The organism is Litorimonas sp., from assembly GCA_029936425.1.
Lineage (GTDB): Bacteria > Pseudomonadota > Alphaproteobacteria > Caulobacterales > Maricaulaceae > Litorimonas.
Genome location: JAPYSU010000007.1, coordinates 54,806 through 71,492 on the forward strand (window position 1 = coordinate 54,806; position 16,687 = coordinate 71,492).

9 protein-coding genes are annotated in these 16,687 nt (G+C 49.9%); 5 read left to right on the plus strand and 4 right to left on the minus strand.

What is annotated here, in order from left to right:
* Window positions 1–49 precede the first annotated feature (49 nt).
* Window positions 50–700 (plus strand): uracil-DNA glycosylase family protein, encoded by a 651-nt coding sequence (locus ACN0IC_RS08375; RefSeq protein ID WP_416878321.1) that lies wholly within the window; start codon window positions 50–52, stop codon window positions 698–700.
* Here ACN0IC_RS08375 and pbpC read toward each other — a convergent pair.
* From pbpC to ACN0IC_RS08390, 3 genes are all read right to left on the minus strand, one after another.
* Window positions 641–2,671, minus strand: a complete 2,031-nt coding sequence (gene pbpC, locus ACN0IC_RS08380; protein WP_416878322.1) for a penicillin-binding protein 1C — start codon at window positions 2,669–2,671, stop codon at window positions 641–643. The two genes, ACN0IC_RS08375 and pbpC, sit on opposite strands and share 60 nt — an antisense overlap.
* A gap of 11 nt (window positions 2,672–2,682) precedes the next feature.
* On the minus strand, window positions 2,683–7,620 hold the full coding sequence (locus ACN0IC_RS08385) for an alpha-2-macroglobulin family protein (RefSeq protein ID WP_416878323.1): 4,938 nt from the start codon (window positions 7,618–7,620) through the stop codon (window positions 2,683–2,685).
* 139 nt (window positions 7,621–7,759) lie between these two features.
* On the minus strand, window positions 7,760–8,143 hold the full coding sequence (locus tag ACN0IC_RS08390) for an Hpt domain-containing protein (protein WP_416878324.1): 384 nt from the start codon (window positions 8,141–8,143) through the stop codon (window positions 7,760–7,762).
* 52 nt (window positions 8,144–8,195) lie between these two features.
* Between ACN0IC_RS08390 and ACN0IC_RS08395 the strand changes: the two genes are divergently transcribed.
* Window positions 8,196–9,335, plus strand: a complete 1,140-nt coding sequence (locus tag ACN0IC_RS08395; protein WP_416878325.1) for a CPBP family intramembrane glutamic endopeptidase — start codon at window positions 8,196–8,198, stop codon at window positions 9,333–9,335.
* A 341-nt stretch (window positions 9,336–9,676) separates the two neighbouring features.
* A complete protein-coding gene (locus tag ACN0IC_RS08400) occupies window positions 9,677–11,641 on the plus strand; it encodes a hypothetical protein (protein WP_416878326.1) in 1,965 nt (654 codons plus the stop codon).
* Between the two features lie 103 nt (window positions 11,642–11,744).
* On the opposite strand, the gene ACN0IC_RS08405 is transcribed toward ACN0IC_RS08400, so the two are convergent.
* Window positions 11,745–14,396 (minus strand): TonB-dependent receptor, encoded by a 2,652-nt coding sequence (locus ACN0IC_RS08405; protein WP_416878327.1) that lies wholly within the window; start codon window positions 14,394–14,396, stop codon window positions 11,745–11,747.
* A 126-nt stretch (window positions 14,397–14,522) separates the two neighbouring features.
* Between ACN0IC_RS08405 and ACN0IC_RS08410 the strand changes: the two genes are divergently transcribed.
* Entirely contained in the window at window positions 14,523–15,587 is a 1,065-nt protein-coding gene (locus ACN0IC_RS08410) for an RluA family pseudouridine synthase (protein WP_416878328.1), read from the plus strand.
* Window positions 15,588–15,693: 106 nt separating this feature from the next.
* Window positions 15,694–16,659, plus strand: a complete 966-nt coding sequence (gene rpoH / locus ACN0IC_RS08415; RefSeq protein ID WP_416878329.1) for an RNA polymerase sigma factor RpoH — start codon at window positions 15,694–15,696, stop codon at window positions 16,657–16,659.
* The last annotated feature ends 28 nt before the right edge of the window (window positions 16,660–16,687 follow it).

Below are 16,687 nucleotides of genomic sequence, written 5' to 3' on the forward strand. Positions count from 1 at the left end.
GCTGAATTTTCATTCAACCAATAACATATTAACGCGTTAAACCAGAGCTATGACATCAGTTTCCCAAAATAATTTGCCTCATAACCTCAATACGGATGCTTTATTGGATACAATTCGTCGCTGTGAAGTCTGTGCCCATTCCAATCCGCCTTTACCTGTTACGCCAAACCCCATTGTGCGGGGGACTAAAAAATCTAAAATTCGTATTATCAGCCAAGCCCCAGGCACTTTGGCTCATGCCAGCTCGGTTCCATTCAATGATCCTTCCGGCAAACGACTTAGAGACTGGCTCGGCGTAGACGAAACGGCTTTCTATAATCCCGATTTCTTTGCTATAACGCCCATGGGGTTCTGCTTTCCGGGTCAGGATATAAATGGCGGTGACCTCCCACCCAGAAGAGAATGCGCTCCGCTCTGGCAAGACCCTCTCACCAAAGCATTATCGAATATTGAGCTCACACTTCTCGTCGGCATGTATGCGGTGAAAAGCTATCTTGGCCCCAAAATGGAACGCAATCTAACAGAAACGGTACGAAAATGGCCAAGCTTTGGCCCTGGCCTTATGCCCCTCCCGCATCCCAGCTGGCGAAATAATGGTTGGATAAAAAAACATGATTGGTTTGCCGAAGAACTTGTAGAATTAAAACGGCGCGTTTGCGAGATTATCGGCGAGGAGAACACGAAAGCGCGAGAAACTTGAACGCCCGTCACTATCGACCACCTTCAAAGTATAAAATCCTGCTGATTTCGGTTCGAATGTAGCCGCGCCATATTGAGCGTCCAATATTTCTCCGTCAACGTAAAACCGTAAGGTTTTTGAAGATTGAGCTCTAAGCCTTAAATCTTTCCGGCTATTTCGGATAAGCACCTCACTCCCATCGGAGGGAAAAGAGATTTGAGGCCCCGCATCCAGAGCCGTTTTAAAAGCCTTACTTTCTCGAATGCGATTGTCCACACTCCGAAGAGGCCTAGCAGAGCGATCAATCAGACTATCGAAAACATCAAAGAGTAAGGGAGCCGCTGACTCGCGGCCTGTTTCGCCCGGACGCGGGGCCCCGTCCGGTCTACCCACCCAAACGACAATGGTATAATCTTTCGTATAGCCCGCCGCCCAACTATCACGCGCTCCATAAGACGTCCCTGTTTTATAGGCGATTGCTGAGCGGGTTTGAGATAAATGGCCTGGCAGGCGACCTCGCGGCGGTGTTGCAGAGGCTAAAACAGTGGTGATTTTTTGAACCGTGTCTGACGGCAAAATTTGCATGCCCGTTTCTGTTCGGCTTTGTCCTAACTCCCAATTAAGCGATTTGGCGACGCCGTCATTGGCGAGAGCCGTGTAAAGCGTCGCAAGGTCAACCGCCGTCATACCGGCCCCGCCCAGCGCTAAAGACAAGCCGCTATCTTCCTGGCGATATTTCGGCAGACGGGGAATAGCTCCTGCCGAGGTCAAAAGCGCTTCAAATCGAGCCGAGCCAACCTGATCAAGGGCCGCAACAGCCGGGACATTCAAAGAGTGCTTCAAGGCATCCTGCAATCTCACCTTGCCATGATACCGCCGATTAAAGTTTTCCGGTTGATAGGCTCCGAAACGTGTCGGAGCATCACGAATAGTGCTGTTCATAGAGGCCTGTCCGTCGCTCATAGCCAGTCCATATATAAAGGGCTTGAGTGTTGACCCTGGGGAGCGAACGGCCCGGGTTAAATCAAGCCAGCCGCCCTCATGGTCTCGCGCCCCTGCTGTCACCTGGGCAACAACATTTCGGGTTTTGTTCTCAACGACCAGAATGGAGGCGTTCACGACGCGGTCTTCCTGTTTCAGTGACTGCGCCAGAACCCGGTGCGCGGATTGCTGAATTTTGGGATCAATATAACTATGAATATCCCGTTTACGTGCCGAAAGGAGCGGCCCGCCTATATCTGCATCTGACGGAAAAGAATGTATGATTTGTGGAACCTGAACGTTCATGGCTTCGCGGGCCAATTGTTCTGTCAGAACACCCTCAGTGGCCAGTTTTGCGAGGATACGGTCGCGCCCCGCTTTTGCTGCAACAGGATGCCGATCAGGACGGCGGGCTTCCGGAGCTTGCGGCAAAGCAATCAAAAGTCCGATTTCATCCCAATTGAGGTGTTTTGGCGATTTTTCAAAGTAGTGCCAGCTTGCCGCCTCAATACCCTGTATGTTGCCCCCGTAAGAAATTCGCGTAAGATATTGTTCAAGAATTTCATCCTTTGAAAATACCAATTCATATTTAAGGGCAGCGAAGCTCTCAATGACCTTTGATTTCATCACCCGGGGTCTTGGTTTATACTGCCGAACCAGCTGCATGGTGATTGTAGAAGCTCCCGACTTTGCCTCTCCGGAGCTTAACCAGGTTTTCAGGGCTCGACCTATAGCCAGAATATCTACGCCGCCATGCGTATAGAAGCGGGAATCCTCAATGGCCAGAAGCGCGCGAATGAACTTCGGGTCTATCTCATCCAGGGAGGCAGCCAATCTCCAATAGTTATCGGATGTCGGGTAGCGCGCCAAAACCTCATCATTGTAATCATAAAGCGTGGTCGCATTATCAGACCTCACTTCATTTGAGGTAACTGGTGACGCTAAAATTCCTCCCAAGAGGAGAATACAGGCAAGCAAAAGCCCAAAGGTGAGCCATTGGGGATATTTCACCCGAAATCTCATTAATTGCTGCCAGGCCCTTGGATGACCAATCGCTTGGCTTGTGTACGGCCATTGAATTCCGGTCGGTACATATCCTCTGCAACAGCTCCAGGGAAAACAAACTCCCCTTGCGTAATAGCCCGAATGACATATGCGACCGTAATCTGTCCGTTATCCCAGCGATTGATGCGTTCGGACGCAACCAAACGGTCATCGCGCATCTCGGCCATATCCAAATCGGTAAGCTCGCCCAAGAAACGATAAGGCCCCGTGTCTCCGGCGTCTTCCGGCAGAAGAATGGACTCGATCTCGACACCTGCTGGCAGAAGATCTGCCAAGACTATCATGGCGGATCGTTTCTGCTCCGGATTGATCGTTACCCGAATTATGGCGCGTTCTCCCTTCACGAGCTGGTTTTGACTCACGGCTTGCCCTGATATCGAGAACATCTGTTTTTCAACATTATAGCCTTGCGATATGGCGCCCGGATCGCTGTCGGGCAATCCGGATAGAGTCGCTGATATCCAAACAGGTTTATTTCCCGTGTTTTGGATGGTTTGATCTTCTTTTATCGATTGTCCGCCTAAACTCACAGATTGAGATGTTTTTGCCTGAGTTAAATCAATGTTTTGCGTTTTCAAGGACAGCTTGCCCTGCTCGGCATCCAAGGCAGCTATCATCTGAACCAAATAGCATTGCTCCTGGGTGTTCAGATATTGAGCCTCTTGAGTGGTGGCCGAGACGAAATTTATCAATTTTGCTGTTTCATCCATACCGAGATAATCATGCGCCACGGCAACCATGGCAGCTGCGTTTCTTAAATCCGACGCATAATAATCATCCGGATTTTCTGAATGACCTCGCTGTTCCATCGCTCGTCCGAACACAGTCTTGGCACGTCTTTTATCGCCTACTTTGGACAATGCCGCTCCGAGATAAGTCAGCGCCAAAGGCGAGCGAATGTCTTTGGCATTATTATCTGCAAGATAGCGTAGATCCGGAACATCGACTTCGTCTGCCAAAGCCAAAACGTAATGGGCATAAGCTGCGCGTTCAAAACGCCGCGTGTCCTGCTCCAAACCACCGGAATTATTCCATCCATAATTAAAGTTCAAATTGAGGTTCGTGTAGCGGTTCGGGTCTGAGATTTTTCGGATAGCAGACAGAGCGCGGTCCAGTGCATCTTGAGGCACAGCCTGTCCATTTTCCTTTGCTAGCAATAGAAATTCCGTCACATAAACTTGCAACCACGGTGAAGAATTTCCGTCATTGACCCGCCAGAGACCAAACGCGCCTTCCGCGTCCTGACGGGCCACGAGGCGTTTGATGGCCAGGTCAATCCGGGCGCGTCTTTGTTCATCACTCAGCCCGTCAATTCCGCCGAGTTGATTAACGAAGAGGAGCGGCATTGCCGTACTCGCCGTTTGTTCGGTGCAGCCATAAGGATAGACGGAAAGAGCCTTTAAATAAGTCTGTGCGTCCAGGCCCGGGAGGTTGGACACCGAAAGAGTTACATCAGTGGCCTCCAAGATATAGCCGTCAAGGTTGAGAGAAGAAAGCGTATAAGTTTGATTAGGCGCAAGCTCAGTCAGACGTTTCGTCACTTGCGGGCGATAGGGAGAGCGCGTCTCGATCTGCCGCACATTTGTGCGCGCATAACCGTCCGGGCCGGCCACATTCAAAATAAAGTCCGAGATGCCCAAGCCGTCAGCCGCAATTGGGATTGTCACGTCGCGGCGCTCATCCCGAGCCAGGCTGAAATTCGTCATGTCTTTTGATGTGAGCGTTGAAACTGGCACAACCGAGTAATCCCCCAAGGGCCCATCCAGATTGTCGAGACTGACCGTCGCAAAGCCTGTATCACCCGGCGCGAGGAAGCGCGGCAGACCAACCGTCAGCGGAACAGGGTCGCGCACCGTTAAGTCTTGCTCTCCACTCCCGACAGCGGATTTGGACCAAGCCGTCGCCATGAGCCTAAGCTGCCCCTGAAAGTCAGGGATTTCCAAAACAACGACGGTTTGGCCATTTTTTATTTTAACAGGCCCCTGATAGAGCGCCACGGTTTGGGTCGGCACAACGCTGAGGCCTGCCCCTCCTAGGCTGTCCCCGCCTTGCGGCAGGATAGCCGCCGTTCCGAGATTGGGGTTTAAGAGCCGGGCATAATCATCCCGCACTTCAAGACCGAAAGCTTTTTTACCATAAAGATATTTTGCTGCGTCGGGACTTTCATATTGGGTGAGTTGCAAAATACCTTCATCGACAGCAGCCAGACTGACCCAGGCCTGCTCGCCTTTTGGAATGTTTGCGACTTGGACAGCTACTTCATAGGTCTGGCGGGGTTCAATAACCTCCTCTGCCTCAAACGTGACGGCGAGTGTTTGATCTGTGCGGTCCAGAGAAATATAGCTCATTCCGGCCGCGCGGCGCTGAATAGATTTACCGTCTTTGTCTTCCGGCGTATAAAGCGTCAGCATGGCATAGACGCTATCGCCCCAGCTTTTGTCGAAAGTAAATGTCAGGTCTGACTCTCCCTCCGGGAGAATGACAGTTTGAATGGATTGAACGGTTTCATTTGCAACAACGAAATCTCCAACACCAGCGTATGGCGAGTTTACAGAGAGAGTGACGCTTTGACCTGGGATGACCTTTTCTTCGATCTTGCCCATGACAATGCGGTCTGGCGCGTCAACTCCGCTCCCCGGTCTCGCCCATCCGACATTAAAGCGGAGTGCGGCTTTATGGCCGCCAGGCCCTATGGCCTCGAGACGATATTGACCACTCGGCAGTTTTCTTGACCACGTAGCCGGCGCAGCTTTCGTTTCTATTTCGCCGTCGAAAAGCGCAATGTCTGAGACATCTTTGCGATAGCGCCACTCGCCATTTTCTCGGTACCACTGAAAATCGTGAATTTCTTCGTAGAGAGTCCAATTCAGCGAACTGTCAATGGCTTCACCCGACGCGGACACATTGACGAGATCAATAGTGACGGGCGCATTACGGCTCGCATAATCTCCCTCAAAACCTGTTTTGAAACCGATATAGCTTTCTTGGGTTCGCAAAGGCACATATTGAGTTTTGCGGACAAATCGTCCGCCCGGCTCCGCCACGCCGGAAGTCACCATTAACCGCAAAGGATAGCTCGATTCTATATCCTGACCCGAGAGATCGACAGGTAGGGTTAGCTGCCCCTTCTCATTCGTGACCCCTGTGCCAATTTCAACAATGCGCTCTTCGAAAGTCTCTTGAGTATCGCCAAAATTATAGCCCGTATAATTTTCGAATGGATCACTCTCGATTTGGACGCGGGCTTCAGCTTCTCCCTCCAAAGACGCGCCAGGCGCGCCGTAAAGAAAATCAGCTTGAAGAGTGAGGGTACTTTTCGCCTCGGCGAGCATCCTCTCATCCGCAAGGCTACTGACGAGTTTAAGTTTCTGCGGAACGAAGTCTTGCACATCAAACCGAACGCGTTTTTCAGTCTCCATGCCCTCTGGCCGTAGAGCCATGGTCCAGACACCTCTCGGGGCATCTGCTGGTAATTCGTAATTTACCGCAAGGGCGCCGGCCATATCTTGGCTTTGGTAGGTCTGCTCAAATGCTATGCCGCCATCCGGTTTCGTGAGGGTTAGCTTGACCGGGCGGTCAAACCGGGCCTTGCCTTTTTCTCCGCGTAAGAGCGCTGTGAGGTAAACAGTTTCTCCCGGGCGATAGACGCCGCGTTCCGTATAGGCAAAGACATCAACCGGACTTTGCGCCGTGCGGCCTTCGACGTCATAGGCTGTCATGTCCAATGGGCTGCGGGACAAATCCAGCATGGCAAAATCATTATTGGGTCCGTATGCCAGCACCATTTTCGGGGCAATATTTCCTTGTCCGCGTAATAAAGCGGACGGGAAAGACGCCCGTCCATCAGGGCCTGTCTGCACGGACCCCAAAAGATCATTGTTCCGAGTGATGAGATCAAGACGGACATTGCCAACCAGTTCTGCGGTTTTGAGTGATCTCACATTGACGTGCATTTCATCGGCGCCAGTATAGCTCGTAAGCGCCATGTCTGTAGAAACAATCCAGCGCCAGGCTTGGGCAACCCGGTTGTCATTTTCTTTATCCGTCGCCCGCTTGGCCGTAACAATATAGGCCCCATAATCTAAGTCTTTGGTAATTTCCTGAAGAGGGAAAATGGTTTTCACGGCAATATTTGACTCATTCGCTACGTCCAGCTTGCCGGACCAAACCTCGACCTTTTCTTCCCACGCCTCATAACCATAGCTATATTCCCCTTCCAGAGATTGGGAGCCCGCATTAGGCTCTGTCTGACTTAGGATGCGGTGATTCACGCGCTCAACAGTGATGTCGAGCGCATCGACATTAACCGTTTCAATGGAAAGGCCGCCTGTTTCAGTTTTAGGAAGTATTATTCCGTCATCCGTGAATCCGACATATGCGGGTTTGTCCCCGAAAGAGACGGTTACATCTTGATCTGCGCCGAGGGCAAGATCTGCCGTATTAGACGGCAAACCCTCTTTGAGGGTCAGATTATATTCTGTGTCAAAGGACAATCCGCCAACACAAAGCGACTTTCCGCGCACAGACAGCGCTATGGGCGCATCAGGCGTAATATCGATATAGGGCCGGAGTTCGACTTCTTGCTCTTGGGCAACGGGGCGGTTGAATTCCAGACAGGCATTTAAACGGCCATTGGCAGTTTCGTCCGCATACCAGCGAGCATATCGAAAAAAGCGGCTCGTCGGCTCGTCGGACTGGACCTCTTCCTCCGAGCTCGTGCTATCGTCTATAACAGGTTGAACCTCAATCCCGGCAGAGGTTGAGCTAGGGCCTGATACGGAGCCATCTCCGCCTAGTCCGCCTGCAGGGTAGACTGCATAGCCGGCCCATCCTGCCAGTACAAAAGCCCCGATCCCCGCGAGCGTTGCCAAAATTCCGGTTAGTTTATTCTGCATGAGGCCACCCTTATTATTTGTCTATATGTACCGAAAGTTCATGTCCGAACTGTGTCGCGTCTTTGACAATTTACGGGTTTTTTAGCGGAAGTTTTGAGCCAAGGCGAGGCAGATTTCAAACGCCGAGCTCAATTTTAACTTAACGTCTTCTCATATCGTTCAGAGTTTGACGATATTCCCACCGTTGAATTTCTGCCAAGGTTCTTGATATACGAAACTCAATGTCCTGAACCGCAACCTGACGCGCTCCGGCGGTTTTATTTTCCCCCACAAGACCTTCAGCCCGTTCACACCTTGCCGCAAGCACCCTGGCCCCGACCGCACGTGCCGACCCTTTCAGGGAATGCACGACGGACGCCCATGTGTCGTCATCTGCATCCGCCGTAAGCGCCCTGCCCCACATTTCGGACTGGTGCTTGAATAAACCAAAAACTTCACGCGTGAGATCTATGTCGCCCTGAACATATAGATTTAGATGATCGAAATCTATTTCCGCTTCCATCTCTGAAGGAGTGTTTGTCATTGGATTAGTTTAACGGCATATAAGATTCGCAACAGTTAAATTTTGAGACCTCATGCGATTTTTCGAAAACACCCATCAGAATGGCCTTTCCAAATGGTGGAGCTGGATATTTGTCTTCTGGCTGACCTTTTTGGGGTGGATCACCGCCCAGCTCTTCCTGACAAGTCCGCTCATACCGATTGCACAGGAAATAGACCCTGAGTTAGGCCAGGCCTTCATCGATAGCTCTGCTGCCATGTTCGAGGAGGTGAATATGGCAGTAATAGCTCTTGCGAGCTTGCTCTTTTTGGCCAGTACGGCACTCGGTTTAACATTCTCTTTTGTCGGTCTCCTCTCAAATAGTTCTTCAGCCAGAGTGTTCGGCATTCTCGGCGGTATAGCGATTGCACTGTCGTGCGTTTCGATAGTCTTGCTCTCCCCCTTGGCATCCTCGCCGGAGAGCACAGCCGTCCTGAACCGTCTTCTTGCGCAGAGTCCTTTATCCTATGCGCTTATCCTGTTGACCTTTCCAGCGTCTCTCGTGATGCTGTATATCGGGCAGAAGCTTATTCATAAAAGAACAATTCTGTCTCTTCACACCGCTTTTTCCAAGTTTCGTTTTGGCCGGGCTTTTCAAGCCGTTATTGTCACTTGGGTCGTCCTCGGCAGCCTGGCTTTTCTGTTGAATGCATTCAATATCACGCCGCTGACCTACAGTTTTGATGCCTCCCGCTTCTTTATTTATGCGGCAATTTCTTTGGCACTCATTCCACTGCAATCCGCAACCGAAGAAATTGTCTTTCGGGGGTATCTCAATCAGGCCGTAGAAAACCTGACACGGAACAAATGGATCGCTTTTGTTTTGACGAGCCTGCTTTTCATGGCAATGCACCTCGCGAACCCCGAAGCCTTATCGGGCGCAGAAGCCGGAATTCTGCCAATCGTCATGAGCGGATATTTCTTTTTCGGCTTCGCCGCCTGTCTTTTGGTCTGGATGGATGATGGGCTGGAGTCCGCCATTGGCGTTCATGCCGCAAATAACTGTTTTGCGGCCGTGTTTGTGAATTACGAAAACTCGGTTCTACCAACACCGTCGATTTTTCAGGTCAAAGCCAGCCCTGCATTCGACAGTATTTTAACCATCGTAACATTGTCGCTTATTCTTATCGCTCTCTATGTCCTTCGGCCAAAACCTGTCGTCCGAGTGCGGTAAGGCGACAAACCATCCAATTGGGCCGCATGGGGTTGGCGAACCAACCTTCAGCCCAGCCATTTTGAATGGCGGTTCGCTGAACAGCTGGGCTAACGCGCTGTCCGGTCCCATCAAAGAGAGCCAGTCGCCCGTCTTTATGCGACAGACCGGATTGCAGCCATATGAAAGCCTCACGCCGGAGCGCGCTATTATTTTGTTTTTCGGAGAGCACAGCCCACCCCATTTTTCACCTTAGGGATTATCGGTCTTCGCCGCTTTCCCCTGACAAGGGAAGCTGATACAGTTTTTCACTGTATATTCCGTTAAGACGATATTCGGAAAAATTTAATAAAGAGGTGTGCGTGTCAGACATTTCAAAAAAAATTCTGAGTATTGACCCAGACGGAAGCCCTTCCGACTCCGAAATCGTTACGCCTCGCGCATCTGAAAAAAGCGACAATGAAGTCTTTCCGGCCTTTGTCCATCGTCCCTCATCGAATTTCGTCCCAAACTCAGAAGATTCAAAATCGGGGCGATGGGTCATATGGGTCGGCCTCATTCTGGCTGTTCTCTGGATTGGCCTAAGCGCCGCCTTTCTTTTCTTGCAACCTTCGGAGGGCGCCTATTTTTCTTCACCCACTGGACTGATAGTCAGCGGACTGGTCATTCTTTTTCCTGCCTTGCTTGTCCTCTTGTTTTGTATTGCAAGCTATAAATTGAGCCGAATGAGCGCGCGAGCTTCAAACCTGTCCCTTATTAGCCAACAGCTTTTGCAAGCGGACCAGACGTCAGCGCAATTGGCGACCAATCTAGCTGAGACTATCCGCGCTCAAATGAACCAGCTGGACGAACAAATGTCGGATCTTACCGGCCGGTTTGAAACTCTCCGGCACGAGGCACAGTCTCATTCCAAATCTTTATCAGATTCCTCCACTTCCCTTCTTTCTACAAATGAGACTCTTGAAAAAGGTTTGAACGCGCAGCGGAAATCTTTGGACGCCATGATTGCCTCTGTGGAAGAAAAGTTTCATCAGACACAGGAAAAGCTCGAGGGCCAAAAAACCTCTTTGTCTGAGACGCTTGAGAGAAGCTCATTCAGTCTGAATGAAGCGGGTCAAAAGCTGGAAGATAAAAGTCAGGCTTTCGATAGTTTCATCTCAGAATCGGAACGGCGCCTTTCGTCCATGACAGAAACGCTTTCCACGTCAAAACGCGAGGCGGGAGAAGTTATTGAAGGACTTAGCGGTCAAATCTCGGCGCTGACCGAAAAGGTCTCAGATTTGCAAACGGAAAACATGCGATTATCAGAAGCCCTTGAAAATAAATTATCTTTGCTATCTTCACTCACTGACTCTGCAAACGACGCTAAAGAGGAACTTTTCGGCGTCATTAGTAAAAGTGTTGATGCAACAGACGCGCTACGCTCAGACGCAAAATCTGTTAGCGACCTGCTTTCCGAAAAATTTCAGACGCTAAATAGGGAATTATCCGATAGCCAAAAAGCAACTCGGGACACTGTCAAAAACAGGGAAGACTCCACTTTGGCAAAGCTGGAAAAGTCGCAACAAGCTCTTTCCGAGCTCGAAGCCAGATTAAAACGGTTGAATAAGAAATCTGTAGAAATCGAACTCCAGCAGAAACAAACCGCCCAAACCTCTGATGAAAGTTTATCTCGAGATCGCTTGCATTTACGCCCGCTAGAGGAGGAGCAAACTTCACCGCAATCTGATCCGAATTCTTTTGATCTAGAAATTGAACCTCTTGATTTAGACTCGGATATGTCAATTCCATCTTCAGAGGCGCAGGAACCTGGACTGACGGACAATTCCCCTGATGTCATTAAGCCTCTGACAGAACCTGCCCCGCTCTTTGGGCGCGGGAAACCAAAAGAGAAAACGCCTTGGCGATGGCGCGATATGATGGGAGGGTTTGAAAATCCCGACGAAGAAGCTGCCTCTGAAGAAAATTTGACCCTTGGGAGTAAACAATCCGCCGAAGAAAGTTCAGCCCCAAGCAACTTTGAAAACTGGATAGAAAGAACCGCTATAGATAAGAACCGCTTAGCGGCCAGCACTTTGATTGAAACTGCAAAGGCTATGGCTATGCGAACAGAAACGGTTTCGAGTATTATCTGGCGCTGCGAGCCCGGATTGGCAGAGGAAGTTTCATCAATCGCCAAGTCACATGAGGGATTTGCGGAGGCAGCCCGCCTTTATCAGATTGAAAAGTCGGAAGAAATAAATCCTGAAATTATGAATCAAGAGGCTCTTCGAAATAGATTGAATACACCGGATGGAAAACTCTTTATTCTCAGCTACCTAGCTTAGCGTTTTCGAAAACACCTAACAGGGTCTGCATAAGCTTCTTATACGAGACCATAAAAAAACCGGGCCAAAACCCGGTTTTCTATTATTAATGGCGCAGTTTCCCCTAGAAGCTGTAACGCGCCGCTACACCGTAAGTCCGCGGCTGGTTCGGATAGGCATTGATTGTGCCGGACTGAACAACCCCGGGGAAAGCACTTGTGTAAGTTTCGTGGTTGAACAGATTACGCCCCCAGAAGCGAAGCTCCACGCCATTGTCGAAATTGAAGCCAAGAGAGCCGTTGAACAATTTAGTGTCCCGAGTAAGGCCGGCAATATTGTCAACAATCTGCACTTCATCTTCATACTGATAGTTGCCGCGAATATAGGCTGACATCCCGTTCTCAAATTGATGAGTGTAGGTCGCAGAAGCTGTCAGTGCGACTTCGTTGATGCCCGCAGGCTGTTCACCTGACAGATCAACCGTCGTTCCGTTCGGTCCAGGCGCGCCTACAAATGAATCATAGACCGGATCCTGAATAACGGCGCCCAAAGTCAGCGTTAATGGATCGAAAGGTGTGAAGGTGGAATCAAACTCGATACCTTGAGTAGATTGCGCCCCCGCATTGGCCAAAACAAACCCTGTGCCTTGGAAAATAGTGGACTGGAAGTTCTCAACTGTCTGATCAAACAAGGCGATATTGATTGCGGCTCTTTCGAAACGGGCTTTCAAACCAATTTCAAAGACTTCAACCGTCTCTGGGTCGGAGAAACGCGTCCCGAAATTGCGTCCAGTTGCAGGAACATAGTTATTCGGCAATAATCCAGCCGCCTGAAGCGCCGCAGCGTCTTCAATGAACGGACGGGAGTCGCGCGTAAGGTTCCAGGAAGACGCTTTGAAGCCTGTTGCGTAACTACCATACACATTGAGGTTGCTGCTGACTTCATAAGCCGCTTTCAATGTATAGGTGAACTCATCATCCTGAGTGCGGCCATCCTCTACAGAGTTTGGAAATGCCAGGAATTGGGGCTGGAATTGCAGAGCAAAAAGCGGGGCGAGAGGATTCGTCGCTGGGTTTGAAACAGCTGCTTGCGAGAAAGCTTGAACGCCAGCGTTATACTGAGCAAAGGCTGCTTGTGCGGCTGCACCAGCGCCTCCACTCGCAATGAAGTTAATGTTCGCTGGCGTTGGTGGCAGGCCAAAAGCCGCCATAAAACTTGGAATTCCACCAGGCAGAACACCCGGAATAGGCGCTTGACCATTTAATAGAACGGTCGTGGACACAACCTGAACCCCGTCAGCGCCTTGAAAATCCAAATTACTGAAAACGTCATTATTTACGGTGCTGGCAGAAACATTTTTCTCATCATTTGTATAGTTACCGCCTACTGTCAATGTCAGTCGATCGGTAACATTGAAGTCCAATGTCCCGAATACGGAGTAAGCTTCGTCTTCCTGACGAGATGTCTCGATAATTCGTGTTTCGTCGGCAAAGAAGGTTCCCGGAGCAAAACCCAGAATTTGCTCTATACCGCCTAATTGGTTCCCTGAAAGGATATCAATATAGCTACGTAGGTCTTCCCCATAGATGAGGCCGGATTCCTGTTCGATCGTTTCATCGAAATAGTAGCCCCCGATCATCCACTCCAAACGATTGCCGCCATTCGAGGACAAGCGCAATTCCTGGGTAAATGTATCAAGAACATTTTCCTGGTTAGTATCCGCAAGAAGATCAAGAGAGTTAAAATCGGAATCACTGACAAAAGAGGAATCAGTTGTCCGGTAAGCCGTTATGGACGTCAGAGTCATATTTCCAAAGTCATAGTCAATCTGACCGGAAACACCGCTATCCGTAATTTGGTTCAGAGTCTCGCTATTGGTGAAAGTTTGATAGGAGAATTGATTGTCGGCGGAGGGCTGACGTCCACCCAATGAAGCGATAACCTGTCCGGCCGTCGGTTGGCCTGCACCAAGGGGGCCTTCAATAGCCACGCCTGTGCCGCAGCAATTTTCGGAAAGGTCGCTTAGATCACCAATTAAGCGGACAGAAAGCGCGTCTGTAGGCTCCCATAAAATCTGACCCCGAAGATTGAAGCGATCAATATTGTTCAGCTCATCACCGCCCCCTCCGAAGTTTTCGAAGTACCCATCACGCTTTTGATAACCACCGCCCAAGCTGACGGCAACATTCTCAGCAACTGCGCCGGTAATATAACCTTTCGCATAATTCTGATTGTAATTGCCGTATCCAGCTTCAACATAGCCTTGTGTCTCGAACTGAGGCTTTTCAGTCACAATGCTGACAACACCGGCAGAGGCGTTTTTACCAAATAGAGTTGACTGAGGGCCGGAAAGAACTTCGACACGCTCTAGGGCTGGTAAGTCGCTGATTTGCGCCGCGGCTCGCGAGCGATAAACGCCGTCAATAAAAAGACCTACGGCTGGTTCGATACCATAATTGTTACCGCCATTACCAAAACCCCGAATGGTCAATGTTGTATTGGCTGTATTCTGAAGCTGTGAAACCCGGAATGTTGGAACAACAGATTGGAGATCCTTAATATCAAGAATTTGCGCCTTCTCAATCGTATCAGATGATGTGACTGTGACCGCCACAGGTGTCTCTTGAAGAGTTTGCGCCCTTTTTGTTGCCGTCACGATGATTTCGTCTTCAACTTGCGCATTCGCAGGCATGGCAATTGTCGTGGCAAGAAGAGTTGCACCACTGATAAGAAGTGATTTCTTGAACATGTTTCCCGGATCCTTTTGTTGGAACATTTTATCAGCTTCAGTTGCTGATAATTTACATATTTGCTAACCAAAGGTATAAATCAAAGCAAGCCCATTATTACAAGATTTCAATGGAGTGTTGCGAATTAGCCACAAGGGTATAAACGTCCTTTCATGACAGATCGGCCCACCCCAATTTCTTCTGATAAACCCCAATGGCAAGCACAAGAAGCGACGCCTGACGCTATTGGAGAACGATTGGACAAATGGCTAAGCAATTGGACGGGGTTGTCCAGATCACGGGTGAAAGAGCTTCTCAATGCCGGTCATGTTCGTATGGACGGCGATATCATCACCAGCGGCACACACAAAGTAAAAGCCGATATTGAATACGCTCTCCTCGTGCCTGCTCTCGTCGATGACACGCCGACGCCGGAAGATATACCGCTTGATATAGTTTTCGAGGACGACCAGCTCATTGTTGTCAATAAACCCTCAGGAATGACGGTACATCCGGCGCCTGGATCGCGTTCCGCCACATTGGTCAACGCTTTGCTGTACCATTGCAAAGATACCCTATCCGGTATTGGCGGCGTTATGCGGCCCGGCATTGTTCACAGATTGGACAAAGACACATCGGGGCTTTTAGTTGTTGCAAAAACCGATCGGGCACATCGTTATCTTTCAAAGCAATTTGCCAAACATACAATCGAACGCATTTATACTTGCTTTGTCAGAGGCGCGCCTAAGCCGCGCTCTGGAACCATAGAGAGTCGTTTGGCCAGATCAGCCACTGACCGCAAGAAACAAGCCGTTGTTCGAGGCACTTTAGGCGCCATGGATATATCGGAGCATGGACGCCATGCAATTACGCATTACAAATATATCAAGGGATTCGGTCAGCAAGCCCACGCTGCAATTGGGACGCCCAAAGTCAGCCAGCTCGACTGTCAATTGGAAACCGGACGTACACATCAAATTCGGGTTCACTTGGCTGCCATTAATGCGCCGCTTCTGGGCGATCCATTATATGGGAGTCAAAGAGGGTTCCTAACCGCAAACAAACCGGATGAAGCGGCGCTTCGCGAAGCCATTTTCATATTCAAGAGACAAGCCTTGCATGCCAAACATCTTGGTTTTCTTCACCCCATCACAAAAGAGTTGATGACTTTTGATGCTGACCTCCCGCCGGATATGTTAAATTTATACAAAGCGCTTTCAGGTTTGGAGAGTGGGTAATTTAGGCTGAATCAAAGGGCCTTTCGCATTTAATCGGCTCTGAACCTTTAAACGCCATTCGCGTATCTTATATGTAAGCCTTAATTTCTCTACTGGGAGCCACTCAATGGCGGACGCCAAAACGACATTACCAGCCAGCAAAGACACGACCGATGCCAGCACAGGCGACGCGGCCTATACAGGCAATCTAAGTCTCTCGACGGCCCTCTCACCAGAACAAGGTCTGAACAGCTATCTTCAGGAAATACGTAAGTTTCCAATGCTGGAGCGGGATGAGGAGTTCATGCTTGCCAAGCGATGGACGGAACGGGGCGACACGGAAGCCGCCGAGAGGATGGTCACGTCCCACCTTCGATTGGTCGCTAAAATTGCTATGGGCTATCGCGGCTATGGCCTCCCCATTGGCGAGGTCATTTCTGAAGGTAATGTCGGTCTTATGCAGGCGGTCAAGAAATTCGACCCCGATAAGGGTTTTCGTCTGTCGACCTATGCCATGTGGTGGATACGCGCCGCGATTCAGGAGTATGTCCTGAGGTCCTGGTCACTTGTCAAAATGGGCACAACGGCAGCACAGAAGAAATTATTCTTTAATCTCCGGCGCTTGAAAGGGGAAATGAAAGCGGTTGAGGATGGAGACCTAACCCCTGAGCATGTCGAGAAAATAGCAACAAAGTTGAATGTAAAAGTGGATGAAGTTCATTCAATGAACCGCCGGATGTCAGGTGGTGGAGATGCCTCACTCAACGTCACAATTGGCGGCGATGACGGAACCGCCGAATGGCAGGAATGGTTGCAAGACGAGACTGACTCTCAAGAGGATGAACTCGGTCAATCTCAGGAATATGATGAACGCATGGAGCTCTTGCATGAAGCCATGGCCGATCTGAATGATAGGGAGCGCGACATAATTATGAAGCGAAAACTCTCCGATGATCCTATGACACTCGAAGATCTTGCCGGGATTTATGACGTCAGCCGTGAACGCATCCGACAAATCGAAGGCCGCGCCTTTGAAAAGCTTCAAGAAGCTATGCTCGCCGCGACAGAGGCTAAAGGATATATTGAAGGCTAAAGCGTCTAATAATTTATCATTTTGGGAA